A 16,304-nucleotide genomic window follows, 5' to 3' on the forward strand; every position below is an offset into this window, starting at 1 on the left:
GGATACAAGTCAGGCCCCACATGTCGGAACTTTTTGATCAGGCCCCTGAGGGCCAAAACGCCCCCGAATTCAGCGTGTCCGAGATTTCGGGCGTGGTGAAACGCATGATCGAGGGCGAGTTTTCCCACGTTCGAATCCGGGGCGAGGTGGGGCGCGTGTCGCTGCCGCGCTCGGGCCATGTGTATATGGATCTGAAGGACGATCGCGCGGTGCTGGCCGGGGTGATCTGGAAAGGCGTGGCCGCTCGGCTGACCACCCGTCCCGAGGAAGGCATGGAGGTGGTCGCCACTGGCCGTCTGACCACCTTTCCGGGGCAATCCAAATACCAGATGGTGATCGAAGACATCAAACCCGCCGGCATGGGCGCGCTGATGGCCATGCTGGAAAAACGCAAGGCCGCGCTGGCCGCCGAAGGCCTGTTCGCCCCCGAACGCAAGCGCCCGCTGCCCTATCTGCCGCAGGTGATCGGGGTGGTGACCTCGCCCTCGGGGGCGGTGATCCGCGACATCCTGCACCGGCTGCGCGACAGGTTCCCGCGCAAAGTGCTGATCTGGCCGGTCGCCGTGCAGGGCCAGAAATGCGCCCCCGAGGTGGCCAATGCGATCCGCGGTTTCAACGCGCTGACACCGGGCGGCGCGCTGCCCCGGCCCGATCTGCTGATCGTCGCGCGCGGCGGTGGCTCGATCGAGGATCTGTGGGGCTTTAACGAAGAAATCGTTGCCCGCGCGGTGGCGGCATCCGAGATTCCGCTGATTTCGGCGGTGGGGCATGAAACGGATACGACGCTGATTGATTACGTGTCGGACATGCGCGCGCCCACGCCGACGGCGGCGGCGGAGCTGGCCGTCCCCGTCCGGCTGGAGCTGCTCAGCGCAATCGAGGACCAAAACGCCCGTCTGACCCGCGCCCTGACCCAGGGCATTGCGCAGCGCGGGCAGCGGCTGTTCGATCTGTCCCGCGCCTTGCCCCGCGCCGAGACCTTGCTGGATGGCCCGCGTCAGCAGCTTGACATGGTAAGCACGCGTTTGCCTCTGGCGCTGGGGCGGGGTGTGCAGGCGCGCAAACTGCGCCTGTCCGAAACCGTGGGCGGCCTGCGGCCTTCGGCACTGCGCGCGCGGATCGAGGCGGACAGCACCCGCCTGTCGGGCCTGTCTGCGCGCTTGCGCACGGGGCTGGAACGCTCGATCCGATCCAGCCAGGATGCGCTGGAACGCCGTGCGGATCGCTTGAAGATCGGGCCATTAGCTACTGATATAAAGCGGAAAAAATCAGATCTGAGCGCGCTTGAAAAACGCCTCTCCGAGGCTGGCCGGCGGCAGATCGATGCCTGGCGTCAGCAGGTCGGGCACCTGGATCGGATGCGGGAAACTCTGGGCTATGAGGCCACTTTGAAACGCGGATATGCCGTAGTCTGGACGGGTGAAACCGTCGTGACCTCGGCCAGGGCCGCCAGAAAGGCTGACGCTCTGGAAATCCAGTTTACCGACGGTCGTTTGCCGGTCGGGGGCGGGAAAACGGCGCGAAAACCGGCCAAGCAAACCACGCAGAAACCGCCCGAGCAAGGCAGTTTGTTCTAAGATTCCAAGGATTTGACGCGCGGATCCATGATCTTGCGCCACAGCGGCGGAAGGGTCGCGATCAGCGCCATCACGGGCAGGGAATAGGGCCATGTCGGCATCGCCTGATCCAATTTCAGCGCGGGATAGGGGCGGGTTGGATGCAAGTGATGATCCGAATGTCGCGGCGCATTCAGCATCATCGCCGAGGACCACAGATGCGGGCTGTTCCATGAATGCGCCGCGCTGACGGGAACTGCACGTCCTTTGGGGCCCGTCTGGCGGCGCAGCCCGTAGTGTTGCACATAATCGGCCAGAAGGATCTGGATTTGCGCGTATCCTGCCAGGGCCAACAGGCTGAAAATGCCCGTCGGACCGCCCAAGATATAAGATGAACTTATCGTCGTAAGTGACGTAAAAACATAAATAAAGTATGGATGGATTGGATTGCGGATCTGCGGATTTCGGGCGCGGCGCTGCTGTTCGGCCCGCCACCCGGCCAGGAACGAGCCCAGCCAGGCACGGGGGGCGAATCTCCAGAAACCGCGGCCCAGAGGGGCGGAGTTGGGGTCATTTTCCGTGCCGACATGCACATGATGCACCAGACGATGCGCCGAGACGTGATGCCCGAACAGCAGGCTGGCGTAGATCATGACGCCCAGTCCGCGCAGAACGCGATGCGAGCGGTGGATCAGCTCGTGCGCGTTCGGGTGGGACACTTGCCCAAAGAACAGGCCGTAGCCGATAAAAAGACCTGCCCGTTCCGATCCAGACAGGGCATTTTGCCCACTAATTGCCCAAACCGCCATTCCCAGCATCGGCAGGTGCAGCAGCGCCAGAAGTACCGACAGCCCGTCTGCCGCCGGGAACTCTTGCCCCGGACGGGGGGGAATGACCTGGCCCAGAAACAGCCGGTCAATCAGGTAGCAGACCACGGTGATCAGCAGCACAGCGGCCAGAATCCAGCCGCCGCCAAGCACCGAACCGCACAGTAGCAGCGCGGCGGGAACAAGGGTGGCAAGCGAGAAAAGCAACATGGGGGACCGACGGAAAACAGAGGCTCTGCGCAATGTTACGCCGCGCGGCCCGATACGCAAAGGCAGAAGCTGAATTATCGGTTCTTGATATTTATCGGGTCATTTAATGCCGATAGTAGGGTTAAAAAGACTCTTTTAGATAAGTCATACTCCGACCTCAGGGCCCAGGCATGTCATGGGTTTGGGGCTTTGGCGGGTCTCATATAACAAGGTCGCCTGCGGATCGCGCCCAAGCTGTGCGACCAGCCCGGCGGGGCTGTCAAAGAAGGTCCAGCACTGCGGGTCGGGCCGGTCCTCGTAGACAAAGCAGATCTGGCCGGCTTCTTCGTACCAATGCCCATTCTTGCACTGCCCATCCAGAAAGGACCAGCGCACGCGGCGATCGGGCAGATATTCCTCGCCGCCGTAATCCTGACCGTTTTCGGCATAATAGAAGGTCTTACCCCGCGTGTAGGCGTCGAATTCCTCGGCTGTCATCGGAGTTTGGGCGCTGGCGGCACTGGCGGCCAGCAGGATCAAAAAAGCAAACTGTTTCATGGGGCGAAAATGCCAAATGGGGCGGCTTCCTCCAAGTCACAATTGCGCGTGGCGGGAATTTGAGTGGAAAGATGCGCGTGCAGGGATATTCTGCGACAGGAGGACAGCATGATCTTGATCGCACTCGGGGCCGGGCTGGCCGTGGTTTATGGTGGCTGGTTTTGCTGGCGCGATCCCAGCTGGCTGCGATCCGCCATCAAGACCGGCGCTGTGGCGCTGCCGGCCATCGCGCTTGGCCAGATGGGGGTGCCGGGGGTGGCGCTGGCGGGGCTGTGGGCCTGCGCTTTGGGCGATTATCTGCTGTCACGCCCGGCAGAGCTGACGCTCAAGGCCGGAATCGGAGCCTTTGCGCTGGGGCATATCCTGTATGTGGTGGGGTTTGTCAGCCTGTTCGATCCGGGCCGGCCCGATCTGCTGTTCTGGACGGTGACGGGGGGGCTGATTGCGCTGGGTGCCTCGACCGAGCTGTGGCTGTCCGCTCATACCGGCCCGCTGCGGCCCCTTGTGCGGATCTATGTCGGGCTGATCCTGGGGATGGGGATCTGTGCCGCGCTGCCGGGGCTGCCACGGGAATTCCTGCTGACCGGGGCGCTTAGTTTTGTGGCCTCGGATCTGATCTTGTCCACGCTGATTTTCCTGGGGTGGACCGCCCGCTGGGCCTCTTATGCGGTTTGGGGGCTGTATTGGCTGGCGCAGGCGCTGATCATGGCCGGGTTCTGGCAGGTTGCGGCGGCCTGAGGGCTTCCATTACGGGGGCAGAATGGATAGGTGAAGTGAAACATCTTCGGAGGCCCCATGTCCTTTTTCGGCAAGCTGAAACAACGTCTGACCCGCTCGTCATCCAAGCTCGACCAGGGGCTGGACGCGATTGTCGAGGAGGGCGGTGTCGAAGAAGAGGTCGCGCTGCCTCCGCAGTCCGCGCGCCCCGAGCCCGTATCGGCCCCGCAGCCGGGCCCGGCCCCTGAGGCAGATGTTGGGCCAGATGTTGGGCCTGATGCTGAGCCAGACGCTGGTCCGGAAACCGCGCCCGTAGTGCCGTCCGAACCGGCCCCCGACACCGCCCAGCCTGAACCTGCCCAGCCTGAATCCGCCAAGCCCGTGCCCAAATCCGAACCCAAACCCGGTCTCATCGGCCGTCTGCTGGGCCGGGATGACGCGCGCACTGTCATGCGCCGCACGCTGGACGATGACATGCTGGAACAGCTCGAAGAACTGCTGATCGCCTCGGATATGGGGGTGGATACGGCGCTGCGGGTGACGTCCAATATCGCCGAGGGGCGGTTCGGCAAGAAGGTCTCGACCGCCGAAATAAAGACCCTTCTGGCCGAGGAAATCGCCCGCGTGATGGAGCCCGTCGCCAAACCACTGCCGCTGTACCCCAAAAAGCCACAGGTCGTGCTGGTGGTGGGGGTGAATGGCTCGGGGAAGACTACGACGATCGGCAAGCTGGCCAGCCAGTTCAAGGCGGCCGGCAAAAACGTGGTGATTGCCGCCGGCGATACCTTCCGCGCGGCGGCCGTGGAACAATTGCAAGTCTGGGGCGACCGCGCCGGCGTGCCCGTGCTGACCGCCCCCGAGGGCAGCGATCCGGCCAGCCTGGCCTTTGACGCGATGACCCGCGCCGAGGCCGATGGCGCCGACCTGCTGATGATCGACACGGCGGGCCGTCTGCAAAACCGCGCCGATCTGATGGAGGAACTGGCCAAGATCGTCCGCGTCATCCGCAAAAAGGACGAAACCGCGCCGCACAACACCTTGCTGGTGCTGGACGCCACGACGGGCCAGAACGCGCTGAGCCAGGTGAAAACCTTTCAGGAGCTGGCCGATGTGTCTGGGCTGGTGATGACAAAGCTGGATGGCACGGCCAAGGGCGGCGTGCTGGTGGCGCTGGCCGATAAGTTCGGGCTGCCGATCCATGCCATCGGCGTGGGCGAGCAGATCGACGATCTGGCGCCTTTCGATCCGGCCGATTTTGCCCGCGCGCTGACCGGATCGGACGAATAACCCGTTCAGGCCGATTGCCACAGGATTCCCTCAGCTTATCCCCTGGGTTATCCCCAGCTAATTCCGCCCGCCCGGTTGCGCCGCGCCGCGCTCCGAGTCAGAAATTCCGGACTTGGACAGTGGGGCCTATGATTCCGTTAAGGGATTCGCCCTTATAATCACGGGTTTCGGGCGTCGCGTCCGGGGGCCAAAGGCGCGGACGGCACGACTATGCTAGAGATTTTCGAGACCCTGAAATCCCAGGCCGACTGGGGGGAAACGGGTCTGTTCGAAGCAATGGAAGACCTGCTGGAATGGTCCTGCGTGGATGCCCGGCCCGATCAGGGGCCCTGGCCCGACGGGCGCGTTGTCTGTGCCGAATGCGTGCTGGCCAAGGGCGATGATGTCGTTGGAATGGCGCGTCTTTTGTGGGATTCGCACATCGAGGACAGCCTGCCGCGCGTGGCGCATCTGTGTCTGACGCCGACCTATCACACCGATTTCGTCATCGAGAGCCTGGAGACGGTTCTGGCCGAATCCTATGCCGCCGAGCCCATCGCTGGCGATCACATCCGCCTGAGCAACGGGCGCGTGCTGGATCTGCTGGGCAATACCCGCGCGCAAACCCGTGGCCAGGTGGGGCAGCTTGCGCCGCGTGTGATATGAGCGCCTGGCTGGTCTCTTTGGAAGGGACCGAGGCGGGGCACACTCTGGCATTGGCCCTGGCGCTGCTGGCGGCGTTCCTGCACGCGGTTTTCGGCGCGTTGCAAAAGGGCCGGCACGATCCGTGGCTGTCGCGCGGGGCGATTGATTTTTCCTACGGCGTGATGGCCGCGCCGATTGCCCTGTTCGTGGTGCCCTGGCCCGAGCCGCACATGTGGCCGATCTTTGCCACCGCTTTCGTGATCCATGTGGGCTATAAGCTGATGCAGGCCTGGGCCTATACCAAGGGCGCCTATACCGTCGTCTACCCGGTGGTGCGCGGGACGGGGCCTTTGTTTGCGGTGGTCGGCGCCTATCTGGTCTTTGGCGAGGTGTTCTCGGCCGTGCAATGGCTGGGCGTGGCGGTGCTGCTGGCGGGGATTTTCGGGCTGGCGCTCTATAATCTGATCTATCTGGAACTGAACCGAGACACGCTGAAACCGGCGCTGGCGCTGGCTGTGGGGACGGGGCTGTTTGTGGCGCTGTACACCACCTATGACGCCTACGGCATTCGCGCCACGGCCGATCCTTTCACCTTTCTGGCGTGGTTTTTCATGATTGACGGGATTTTCATGCCGCCCATCGCGGTGCTGCGCTATCGGTCGATGACGGACCGTCCGGCGCTGGGGCCGTTGATGCGCAGGGGTGTAATTGGCGCGTTTGTGGCCTATTTCAGTTTTGGCTCGGTCATGTTGGCGACGCGTCTGGATAAGGTGGGCGAGGCCGCCGTCTTGCGCGAAACCTCGACCGTGTTTGCCGCCCTGATCGGGTGGCTGGTGCTAAAAGAAACCGTCGGCCCGCGCCGGGTGGCCTTGATGGCCCTGATCGCGCTGGGGGCCGTGATTGTGGAAATGGGGGGCTGAGCATGGCCGAACAGAAGATTAACCCGATGCTGAAAACCGGGCTGGAGCTGGGGCCCATCGTGGTGTTCTTTGCCGCCTATGTCTGGCTGAAGGACCGCGTGTTCACAATCGGCGGCACCGAGTATGAGGGCTTTATCCTGGTCACGGCCGGGTTCATTCCGCTGATGCTGCTGTCCACCTTTGTGCTGTGGAAACTGACGGGCCATCTGTCGAAAATGCAGATCGTGACGCTGGTGCTGGTGGTGATTTTCGGCGGGCTGTCGGTGTGGCTGAATGACGATCGGTTCTTCAAGATGAAACCGACGCTGATCTATCTGCTGTTCGGCGGCGCGCTGGGGTTCGGCCTGTGGCGCGGCGAGAGCTATCTACAAGACCTGATGGATGCCGCGTTGCCGCTTACGGATGCGGGCTGGATGGTGCTGACCCGGCGTTTGTGCCTGTTTTTCCTGGGGCTGGCCGCGCTGAACGAGCTGGTCTGGCGCACCCAGAGCACGGACACCTGGGTTTATTTCAAAACCTTCGGGCTGACGGCGGCGCTGTTCGCGTTCTTCATGACCCAAGGCAGCGTGTTCAAACGATACGCGCTGGAAGAGGACAGCGACGAGACCTGACCCGCGCCGGGGCCGGTCTCGTGCATGTTCAGCCTTTCTGGCCGAACAGAACCTTTTGCGCCTCTTTGCTGCGCGGGCCATTGCCGCGGTGCTCGGCGGCCAGGGCGCGGCCCTTTTGGACGGCGGGGCGGGCGGCCAGCGTGTCCAGCCAGCGCTTGACATTGGGCTTGTCCTCCAGGGTCTGTTCCTGCCCTTCCCACAGCGAAACCCATCCCCACAGAGACATGTCCGCGATCGAGTAGAAATCCCCCGCGACATAGGCATTTTCCGCCAGCTGCGTGTCCAGCACCCGATAGAGCCGGCTGACCTCGTTGCGGTAGCGGTCCTGGGCATAGGGCAGATCGTTCGGCGGATCCATCGCGGGCGCGTATTTCAGGAAATGATGCGCCTGGCCCGCCATCGGCCCCACACCGCCCATCTGCCACATCAGCCATTGATCCACGGCGATGCGGTCTCGTTCCGTCTTGCCATAGAACTGGCCGGTCTTGCGCGCCAGATATTGCAGGATCGCGCCGGATTCAAAGATCGAGATGGGCGCGCCATCGTGCCCATGAGGATCGGTGATGGCCGGCATCCGGTTATTGGGTGAGATTTTCAGGAAGTCGGGCTCGAACTGATCGCCCGCGCCGATATTGACCAGATGCAGCCTGTAGGGCAGGGCCATTTCCTCAAGCGCGATAGAGATTTTCCAGCCGTTGGGCGTGGGCCAGTAATAGAGATCGATTGGTTGTGACATGGGGCTCCCCTTCCGTATGAGGGGATCATGATGGGGCTTTGCCCGCCAAAGGCAACCCAGCCCGCATCCGCACAGGGGCAAGAAAACGTGAAGGCGCAGCCGGGGCCGGGCGTGCCAGCGCGGCTTGCAGCGCCGCGAACGGGTGCCGCTGCGGGTGCAGCAGCACTGCCCGGTACAGATCGAACACGCCGGGGCGCAGATAGCCCGCCCAATGACACAAGCGCCGCTGGGGCGGGGCGACGGGCAGGCCTCGGGCGTGCAGAGCCTCAAGAGTGTGCGGGTCGGACAGGTGCACGGGCAGCAGATTTGGCAGATCGGGGTCTTTGATGCGGTCTTGGGGCTGGGGCGGGGGGATCAGCCGCTCCAGCGCGAAATCAAAGAGGCGGTTCTCGGCGCTGTTGATCCAGAAGACCTGCGTTTGCGCCCCCGCAGGCGTGGCCAGAGCCTGAGCCGCAGCCGAGCGATATTCGGCCGGGTGCAGCAGCAGCAGCCGGTGCAGGGCTCCGGGCGGGCAGTGCGGCAGGGCTTGCAGGATCACACGGCCCCCCATCGAATGGCCGATGGCGTGGATCGGACGGCGCGGCGCGGCGCGGTGCAGCGTGCTTAGCACCTGCGCCAGATGCAGCCCGGCACTGCGGGCCTGCGCATGGGCCTGCCACAGCGATCCCAGCGCGTTCCAGCCAAAGGCAATTCCCAGCCCCGGCGCATCCGCCCCCACCAGCCCCAGAGCGCAGGGCCAGCTTAGCGCCTTCCGGTTTCGGGGGCGTTCATGCGAGGACAGAATATGCGTGTGAGGGCAGTCGTTGCCCGCATCGGGGGCAAAGCGGAACCCGTGGACCATCACGATTATCGGCCTCGTGTCGGGCGCGTCCGGCGTATCTGCTGCGGCGCGGTGCAGGCTGGGCAGAACCGGCTGGGCCGAGCCATGCAGGCCAAGCCCCCGGTCCGTGGCATTGATCCGTAGCAGTGGCATTCCCTCACCCTCTGCGTCTTTTCGCGCCCTTTGTGCGCCCAGCGTGCAAAGCGTGGATGAAATCTTGGTTAAAGCTACGTGACGGTTGACCTGTTTGCGCACGGGGCGTATCAGGCGGATGTGGCGATTTGTTACCGGATTGCGGGCCACGTAAAACATGCCGCTAAAAGGTCAGGATGAGAGAGCCCCTTTCGCTTGACCGCGTTCGGGGTTTTTTTATTGGCCGATGGGGGCCAGAAGGACAGACAAATGAGCGACAGCTGGAAGAAACGCACCAAACTGGTACATGGCGGCACGCGCCGCAGCCAATATAACGAGGTCTCCGAGGCCATTTTCCTGACCCAGGGCTTTGTCTATGACACCGCCGAGCAGGCCGAGGCGCGGTTCATCGAGACCGGCCCGGACGAGTTCATCTATGCCCGTTACGGCAACCCCACCGTCGCCATGTTCGAAGACCGGATCGCCGCGCTGGAAGGCGCCGAGGATGCCTTTGCCACCGCCAGCGGCATGGCGGCTGTGAATGGCGCGCTGGTGTCTGCGCTCAGGGCGGGCGATCATGTGGTTGCGGCCAGGGCGCTGTTTGGCTCGTGCCTGTATATTCTAGAGGACATCCTGGTGCGTTTCGGGGTCGAGGTAACGCTGGTGGACGGCGCGCAGCTGGACGAATGGCGCGCCGCCGTGCGCGAGGACACAAAGCTGGTGTTCTTTGAATCCGTCTCGAATCCCACGTTGGAAGTGGTTGATATTACAGAAGTCTCCAGGATCGCTCATGCGGTGGGGGCGCTGGTTGTGGTGGATAACGTGTTCACGACCCCGGTGTTTTCCAATGCGATCGCGCAGGGGGCCGATGTGGTCATCTATTCGGCCACCAAACATATCGACGGTCAGGGCCGCGCCCTGGGCGGGGTGATCCTGGGCACGCGCGATTTTATCCGCGGCACCGTCGAGCCGTATATGAAACATACCGGCGCCGCCATGAGCCCCTTCAGCGCCTGGATCATGCTGAAAGGTCTGGAAACAATTGATCTGCGGGTGCGTGCCCAGGCCGAAACCGCGCTGAAACTGGCCGAGGCGCTGCAAGGCCACCCCAAACTGGCCCGTGTGATCTATCCCGGTCATCCCAGCCATCCGCAGCACGAACTGGCCGTCGCGCAAACCGAAAAGGGCGGCACCGTGGTGTCCTTTGACGTTGCGGGCGGGCAGCAGGCGGCCTTCAAGGTGCTGAATGCGCTGGAGGTGGCGGTGATCTCGAATAACCTGGGCGATGCGAAATCCATCGCGACGCACCCCGCCACCACCACCCACCAGCGCCTGCCCGATGAACAAAAGGCCGAGCTGGGCATCACCCCCGGTCTGATCCGCTTTAGCGTAGGGCTGGAGGATGCCGAGGATCTGATCGCGGATATTGTGAACGGGCTGGATCAGCTCTGACCTGAAAAAAGCTGATCCAAGACGCCCGATCGGGCGTATTCCCTTTCGATATTGGAAATTTCCGGCAAGAGTGACTAAGTTACTCTTCCGGAAGGAACCCGAAAGGCCCGACGATGAACATACACACGCCGGATATGGATAAGGAAATGACCCGTGACGAGGCTGCTCAGGCGCTGGCGCGGCTGCGTGCCTGGGCAAAATCCGCCAGCGCCGAGGAAATCACCGATCTGGACCCGTCTGTCGCGGCATTGCTGCCGGGGCAGGGGGGCGAGTATCCGGCTCTGTCACGCGAGTACCCGGCCGATTTTGAGGTGGACGCGGCCTATAAGGCGCAGCTGCCGGACTTGCAGAACGGCCCGGCCAGCCTGATCCGGGGCGCGAAGCGGCAGATTCAGCATGTCGGCATTTCCAATTTCCGCCTGCCGATCCGGTTTCACACGCGCGATAACGGCGATCTGACGCTGGAAACCAGCGTCACCGGCACCGTCAGCCTGGAGGCCGAGAAAAAGGGCATCAACATGTCCCGGATCATGCGCTCTTTCTACAAACACGCGGAAAAGACCTTTAGCTTTGAGGTGATCGAGGCCGCGCTGGACGATTACAAATCCGATCTGGACAGTTTCGATGCCCGGATCCAGATGCGCTTTTCCTATCCGATGAAGGTGGAAAGCCTGCGCTCGGGGCTGATGGGGTATCAATATTACGACATCGCGCTGGAGCTGGTGGAAACCGGCGGGCTGCGTAAGAAAATCCTGCATCTGGACTATGTGTATTCGTCCACTTGCCCCTGCTCGCTGGAGCTGAGCGAACATGCCCGCATGAGCCGCGGCCAGCTGGCCACGCCGCATTCGCAACGCTCGGTCGCGCGGATCTCGGTTGCGGTGGACGAAGGCGATTGCCTGTGGTTCGAGGATATGATCGACATGGCCCGCACCGCCGTGCCCACCGAGACTCAGGTCATGGTCAAACGCGAGGACGAGCAGGCCTTTGCCGAGCTGAACGCCGCCAACCCCATTTTCGTCGAGGATGCCGCGCGCCTGTTCTGCGAACAGTTGCACAAAGACCCGCGTATCGGCGATTTCCGCATCGTGGCCAGCCATCAGGAAAGCCTGCACAGTCACGATGCGGTCTCGATCCTGATGGAGGGCGACACATTCGCCAGCGAAAGCATCGACCCTTGGTTGTTTTCCACGCTGTTCCATATTGGCTGACCCAGGGTAACTGTGCCGCTTTTGCAGGCGCTGACTGGTCCAATCGCCCTGAAGAGTCCGTTTTTTGAGCGTTCCGCAGCCCCCGCGCGGGGGGGCGGGGCTTTCAGAGTCGGGCCGGGGCGGAAGCTCTGGCAGGCTCAGAGCCGTGATCTCAGCGCCCGGATGCACGTTGTCGTAGAAGAGTGATCTTCTGTTGTTAGGATGCGGCGGGCCATGCAAGCGGAAAGGACCGTACCGATGATCCATGTTATGAATCCCTATCAGCTGTCTACGTCGATGTTTCGGCTGGCGGCCTATTCGTGGGACACGCAGGTGAAGATGTTTCAGTTTTTCACCCAGATGGCCAGCCAGTCGAATCCGATGATGCTATCGCGTGAGGCGATCCTGAAGAAGGATGTGGCCGCAGCGCCGGAGCCTGCCGCTAAAGCCGTCCCGAAACCCGTGGCGAAACCCGCAGCAAAGCCGCGCGCGAAGCCTGTGGTCAAATCCGTGGCGAAACCGGCGGCTAAACCGGCGGCGGCCAGAAAAACGGCAAAGGCCCCGGCAAAGGCCGTTGCGACGACTGCGGCCAAGAAGACGGCCGCCAAGAAGACGGCGGCAAAATCCGCGCCCAAGGCGGCCTCGGCTGTGACGCCAAAAACAGCATCCAAGACCAGTGACGCACCCGAAACCAGGAAATACCGCGCGCCCTCCAAGCCTCCGGCCATGCCGAATGGCAAATCGGCCGAATGAATGCTGCGATGCAGCAATCGCAGTCCGGCCATGCGTAATTCGCATTGGTAAAGTCAAGGATGCTGACCTAGATTGAGTGGCAGGGAGGAAACCAAAGTTATCAGAGGTTTCCAAAATGGCTGCACCTGCACCTTCCATCGAATTCGTCAAAGGCGGTCTGCGCGAGCGCGTGGATGCTTTCTTTGCCAGCATTGGCCAAGGGATCAACGCTTATGTGCAATACCGCTCGCGCGCTGATCAGATCAATGCGCTTGAGGCAAAATCGGACACCGAACTGGCCAAGCTGGGCCTGAAGCGCGACGATATTCCGCGCTATGTCTTTCGCGACATGTTCTACGTCTAAGCGATTTCACACATCCTGAGGGGGCCGAGGCCTCTGATGAAAAAGCCCGCGCCGTTTCCAATCCGGCGCGGGCTTTTGGTTTGCCCCTTTTGGTTTGCCCATGGATGATCCAACATGGATGACCCAAACGGCCTGTTTAGGGGCGCAGCGCGGAGCGGGTGGCCACGCGCTGCTGTTCGGGGCCTATTCCCAGCAGCTGACCAAAACCGTCATGCCAGTGGCGGCGATGGTCAGGTCTTCGGGGTCGATCGCGGTGATCTGGCCGGTTTGGGCCGGGCTTACCCCCAACGAGGCCAGCAGCGCCTGGATATCGGCACCATCGCGGGCAAAGCTGACATCCTCGGGCAGTTTCTGAGCGCTGTCCTGACGCGGCAGCAACATGCCCAGAACGTCTCCGCCGGTATCGAAAACCGGGCCGCCCGCGTCACCGGGCATTGCGGCCAGGGCCAGACGATCCAGGTTTTGCTCGCCCTGAAGGCCGCGTAGATCGGCCAGCGTACCGTAGGTCAGGGTGGGGGTGTCCAGAACACCGCCAAAGGAAAAGCCCGAGACCGCGATTTCCGAATTCAGACGCGGCACGGCGGTCTGGAACCGGGCGACATTGGCCGGGGCCAGCGCGGTTTCAGGTGTCAGCACGGCCAGGCCCAGGGCGGCGTCGCTGCCCAGCACGGTGGCCTGAGTGTCGGCGTCCAGGGTGATGCGGCTACAGCTGGCGACAGCATCGGCGGTGGTGACCACGGTGCCCTTGCCATCCACATAAAACCCCGAGCGCGTCAGTTTCGGCTGGCGCACATCCAGGCCGGACACCAGATCCACGCGCTGTTCCAGATTGCTGCCGGCGGCGGGGTCCAGAACGCCCTGGGTGCGGGCAAAGCTGGCCTGCATTTCACCCAGCACACGGGTGCGGCGCTCTTCGTCGCCGGTGGGCCAGATCAGGGTAAAGCCCTTGATTTCACCGTCTTGCAGGCTGGCCTGGGTATGCGAGATGAAATCGCGCCCCTCGCCCGTCAGCATAAACGAGTCGCCATCCAGTTTGCGCGCGCCCTTCAGCGGGACGATTTCCAGCGTCTGCATGATGTCATAAAGACCATACAGCGTGTTGCGATCCCCCGTCTGCGAGATCATCAGAACCCGCGCCCGATCCACCGCACCGGCGGTGTCGAAATGGGCAAAAGGCGCCTCGTATTTGGTGAATTTCACCGCGCTTAGCGGCAGTTGCATCTGGATGCCCATGCGATCCTCGGTCAGCAGCTGCATGTCCAGCCCGTCCAGAATGGCATTGTATTGGGCCAGCAGCTCGGTCCGTTGTCCGGTGGTCAGAACGCCGGTGGGCTCGTATCCGTTGGCCTCTTGCCAGGCGGCCATCGAGGCGCGGGTGCCCCGGCCAAAAGCGCCATCAATCGCGGAATTGTAGAACCCGGCCCATTGCAGCAGGCGTTGCAGGTCTTTCTTTTCGTCCCGGTTCAGCGCGGCCTCAGAGCGGCGGGCCTGCGCAACGGTTTCGTCGGGCTGACGGATTTCCGGCTGGGCTGCCTGTTCGGGCTGGGTTTCGGCGGTGTTGTCTGTGGGGGGCGTGGTGGGGGCGGGGGGCGTGGCGGGGACAGTCACCCCAGCGGTGCCCACCGGATAGAACTGCGCATCGAAGTTTGAGCTATAGGCAATGAAACTGTCGCGGGGGATGCGGCGCTCGGCGCGGTAGACGCGCAGCACCTGTTCGGCGTCATCGCGCAGATACGGCCCCAGAACGATGGCATACCAGCCCCCCCGGACGGCAAACCCGCCCACATCGGGCAGATTGGCGGCATAATCGCGCGCGCGCTCCAGCGCCTGGTTCAAGGTTGGCTGGGCTTCGATCTGAACCCAGACGGTGTCTTCTTGTGCGAAAAGGCTTTTTGTGGCCATCACCACGAAAATAAGAGCGGCGGTCACTAATCTCAGCATATTGTCAAAAGGTCCTTGCCCTGCATTTGTTAACGTCTTTGATTTCGGGTTTTATCAAAAACGGTGTCTCATGCACTTAAATAATGCGTCTTGGCGCAATTGACCCCGCTGGATGGGGGCCGTAGGTAGGGCGGGACTTTTTATTAGGCCGAATACGGGCCCCGCAGCTGGGCCGATCAGAGGCAGGACGATGGCAGAAACGACCACCAAACCGCGCAGCTTTCAAGAGATCATCCTGAGGTTGCAATCCTACTGGGCGCAAAAGGGCTGCGCCGTGATGCAACCCTATGACATGGAGGTCGGCGCGGGCACGTTCCACCCGGCCACCACGCTGCGGTCCTTGGGCTCGGTTCCGTGGGCGGCGGCCTATGTGCAGCCCTCGCGCCGGCCCACCGATGGGCGCTATGGGGAAAACCCGAACCGTTTGCAGCACTATTATCAGTATCAGGTGCTGATCAAACCCAGCCCGCCGGATTTGCAGGATCTGTATCTGGGCAGCCTTCAGGCCATCGGCATCGACATGGATCTGCACGACATCCGTTTCGTCGAGGATGACTGGGAATCGCCCACTCTGGGCGCCTGGGGCCTGGGATGGGAGGTCTGGTGCGACGGCATGGAAGTCAGCCAGTTCACTTATTTCCAGCAGGTCGGCGGGCACGATTGCCATCCGGTCTCGGGCGAGCTGACCTACGGGCTGGAGCGTCTGGCGATGTATGTGCTGGGCGTCGATCACGTCATGGACATGCCCTATAATGACCCGCAGGCTCCGATCGCGCTGAAATACGGCGATGTGTTCCGCCAGACCGAGCAGGAATATTCGCGCTGGAACTTCGACGTGGCCAATACCGACATGCTGCTGAAGCATTTCGAAGAGGCCGAGCAGGAATGCGAGGACATCCTGGCCGCCGAGCATGTGGACCCCAAGACCGGCAAGCGCATCATCATGGCGCACCCGGCCTATGACCAGTGCATCAAGGCCAGCCACCTGTTCAACCTGCTGGATGCGCGCGGCGTGATTTCCGTCACCGAACGTCAGGCCTATATCGGCCGCGTCCGTGCGCTGGCCAAGAAATGCGCCGACGCCTTCGTGCAAACCGAGGCCGGGGGCTGGGCAGTCGAATGATCGGAAAACTGATTGCGGGGTTTATCGTGATAACCGCCTTGGCTGCCGGTGTGGCGATGTATTACCTTCAGGTCTACGCCTATTATGACGAGGTGTCCGCCAGTGGCACCGATGATGTGCAGATCACGTCGTTGGCCAGCGGCCAGCCCGAACCCATCGTCTATGACAATTTCCAGGCGATTGATTCCGACAGCTCGCCCATCCGGTTCCGCGCCTGTTTCACCACGGGCCACAGCCAGGCCATGCTGACGGAAACCTACCAGGCCTATGCGGATGCGGCGCCTCTGGTTGCGCCCGGCTGGTTCGACTGTTTCGACGCCAAGGAACTGGGCGCCGCGCTGGAAAACGGCCGCGCCCTGGCGTTTATGGGTCAGGAAAATTACCGCTATGGCATTGATCGCATCGTCGCCGTGATGGATGACGGGCGCGGCTATGTCTGGCACCAGATCAACCATTGCGGCGAGGTCGTGTTCAACGGCGAACCCGCCCCCGCAGATTGCCCAACCCCGCCGGAAGGCTACTGAT

17 protein-coding genes and 1 riboswitch are annotated in these 16,304 nt (G+C 62.5%); of the genes, 12 read left to right on the plus strand and 5 right to left on the minus strand.

Features of this window, described 5'->3' with window-relative positions:
- Positions 1–20: 20 nt before the first annotated feature.
- Positions 21–1,577: an exodeoxyribonuclease VII large subunit gene (gene xseA / locus ACP15O_RS02920; RefSeq protein WP_425094538.1), complete on the plus strand. Its 1,557-nt coding sequence runs from the start codon at positions 21–23 to the stop codon at positions 1,575–1,577.
- On the opposite strand, the gene ACP15O_RS02925 is transcribed toward xseA, so the two are convergent.
- Positions 1,574–2,593 (minus strand): alkane 1-monooxygenase, encoded by a 1,020-nt coding sequence (locus ACP15O_RS02925; protein ID WP_425094539.1) that lies wholly within the window; start codon positions 2,591–2,593, stop codon positions 1,574–1,576. The two genes, xseA and ACP15O_RS02925, sit on opposite strands and share 4 nt — an antisense overlap.
- A gap of 144 nt (positions 2,594–2,737) precedes the next feature.
- Positions 2,738–3,130, minus strand: a complete 393-nt coding sequence (locus ACP15O_RS02930; protein ID WP_425094540.1) for a hypothetical protein — start codon at positions 3,128–3,130, stop codon at positions 2,738–2,740.
- A gap of 108 nt (positions 3,131–3,238) precedes the next feature.
- On the opposite strand from ACP15O_RS02930, the gene ACP15O_RS02935 reads away from it, so the two are divergent.
- The 5 genes from ACP15O_RS02935 (at position 3,239) to ACP15O_RS02955 (ending at position 7,289) form a co-directional block, all read left to right on the plus strand.
- Positions 3,239–3,868 (plus strand): lysoplasmalogenase family protein, encoded by a 630-nt coding sequence (locus tag ACP15O_RS02935; protein WP_425094541.1) that lies wholly within the window; start codon positions 3,239–3,241, stop codon positions 3,866–3,868.
- A gap of 57 nt (positions 3,869–3,925) precedes the next feature.
- The gene (ftsY, locus tag ACP15O_RS02940; RefSeq protein ID WP_425094542.1) at positions 3,926–5,134 is read left to right on the plus strand and encodes a signal recognition particle-docking protein FtsY; all 1,209 of its coding nucleotides are present in this window, start codon (positions 3,926–3,928) and stop codon (positions 5,132–5,134) included.
- Positions 5,135–5,344: 210 nt separating this feature from the next.
- A complete protein-coding gene (locus ACP15O_RS02945) occupies positions 5,345–5,779 on the plus strand; it encodes a hypothetical protein (RefSeq protein WP_425094543.1) in 435 nt (144 codons plus the stop codon).
- On the plus strand, positions 5,776–6,678 hold the full coding sequence (locus tag ACP15O_RS02950) for an EamA family transporter (protein ID WP_425094544.1): 903 nt from the start codon (positions 5,776–5,778) through the stop codon (positions 6,676–6,678). The genes ACP15O_RS02945 and ACP15O_RS02950 overlap by 4 nt, the downstream gene beginning before the upstream one ends.
- A gap of 2 nt (positions 6,679–6,680) precedes the next feature.
- On the plus strand, positions 6,681–7,289 hold the full coding sequence (locus tag ACP15O_RS02955; RefSeq protein ID WP_425094545.1) for an inner membrane-spanning protein YciB: 609 nt from the start codon (positions 6,681–6,683) through the stop codon (positions 7,287–7,289).
- Positions 7,290–7,317: 28 nt separating this feature from the next.
- On the opposite strand, the gene ACP15O_RS02960 is transcribed toward ACP15O_RS02955, so the two are convergent.
- Entirely contained in the window at positions 7,318–8,025 is a 708-nt protein-coding gene (locus ACP15O_RS02960; RefSeq protein WP_425094546.1) for a glutathione S-transferase N-terminal domain-containing protein, read from the minus strand.
- Positions 8,026–8,050: 25 nt separating this feature from the next.
- Positions 8,051–8,998, minus strand: coding sequence for a DUF726 domain-containing protein (locus ACP15O_RS02965; RefSeq protein ID WP_425094547.1), 948 nt, complete (start codon positions 8,996–8,998; stop codon positions 8,051–8,053).
- 110 nt (positions 8,999–9,108) lie between these two features.
- Positions 9,109–9,185, plus strand: a riboswitch (SAM riboswitch).
- 62 nt (positions 9,186–9,247) lie between these two features.
- Between ACP15O_RS02965 and metZ the strand changes: the two genes are divergently transcribed.
- From metZ to ACP15O_RS02985, 4 genes are all read left to right on the plus strand, one after another.
- Entirely contained in the window at positions 9,248–10,429 is a 1,182-nt protein-coding gene (gene metZ, locus ACP15O_RS02970; RefSeq protein WP_425094548.1) for an O-succinylhomoserine sulfhydrylase, read from the plus strand.
- 113 nt (positions 10,430–10,542) lie between these two features.
- A complete protein-coding gene (gene folE2, locus ACP15O_RS02975; protein ID WP_425094549.1) occupies positions 10,543–11,640 on the plus strand; it encodes a GTP cyclohydrolase FolE2 in 1,098 nt (365 codons plus the stop codon).
- Positions 11,641–11,877: 237 nt separating this feature from the next.
- Positions 11,878–12,372 carry a hypothetical protein gene (locus ACP15O_RS02980; protein WP_425094550.1) on the plus strand — a complete coding sequence of 165 codons (495 nt, stop codon included), beginning with the start codon at positions 11,878–11,880 and terminating at the stop codon, positions 12,370–12,372.
- Between the two features lie 115 nt (positions 12,373–12,487).
- The gene (locus ACP15O_RS02985; protein WP_425094551.1) at positions 12,488–12,715 is read left to right on the plus strand and encodes a DUF1127 domain-containing protein; all 228 of its coding nucleotides are present in this window, start codon (positions 12,488–12,490) and stop codon (positions 12,713–12,715) included.
- 183 nt (positions 12,716–12,898) lie between these two features.
- Here the strand turns inward: ACP15O_RS02985 and ACP15O_RS02990 are convergent, their stop codons facing one another.
- Positions 12,899–14,656 (minus strand): serine protease, encoded by a 1,758-nt coding sequence (locus tag ACP15O_RS02990; RefSeq protein ID WP_425094552.1) that lies wholly within the window; start codon positions 14,654–14,656, stop codon positions 12,899–12,901.
- 190 nt (positions 14,657–14,846) lie between these two features.
- On the opposite strand from ACP15O_RS02990, the gene ACP15O_RS02995 reads away from it, so the two are divergent.
- Entirely contained in the window at positions 14,847–15,779 is a 933-nt protein-coding gene (locus tag ACP15O_RS02995) for a glycine--tRNA ligase subunit alpha (RefSeq protein ID WP_425094553.1), read from the plus strand.
- Positions 15,776–16,303 (plus strand): DUF6446 family protein, encoded by a 528-nt coding sequence (locus ACP15O_RS03000; protein WP_425094554.1) that lies wholly within the window; start codon positions 15,776–15,778, stop codon positions 16,301–16,303. Before ACP15O_RS02995 ends, ACP15O_RS03000 begins: the two co-directional genes overlap by 4 nt.
- Position 16,304: the final 1 nt, after the last annotated feature.

It is taken from the genome of Youngimonas ophiurae (nom. illeg.), from assembly GCF_049803795.1.
GTDB lineage: Bacteria > Pseudomonadota > Alphaproteobacteria > Rhodobacterales > Rhodobacteraceae > Thalassobius.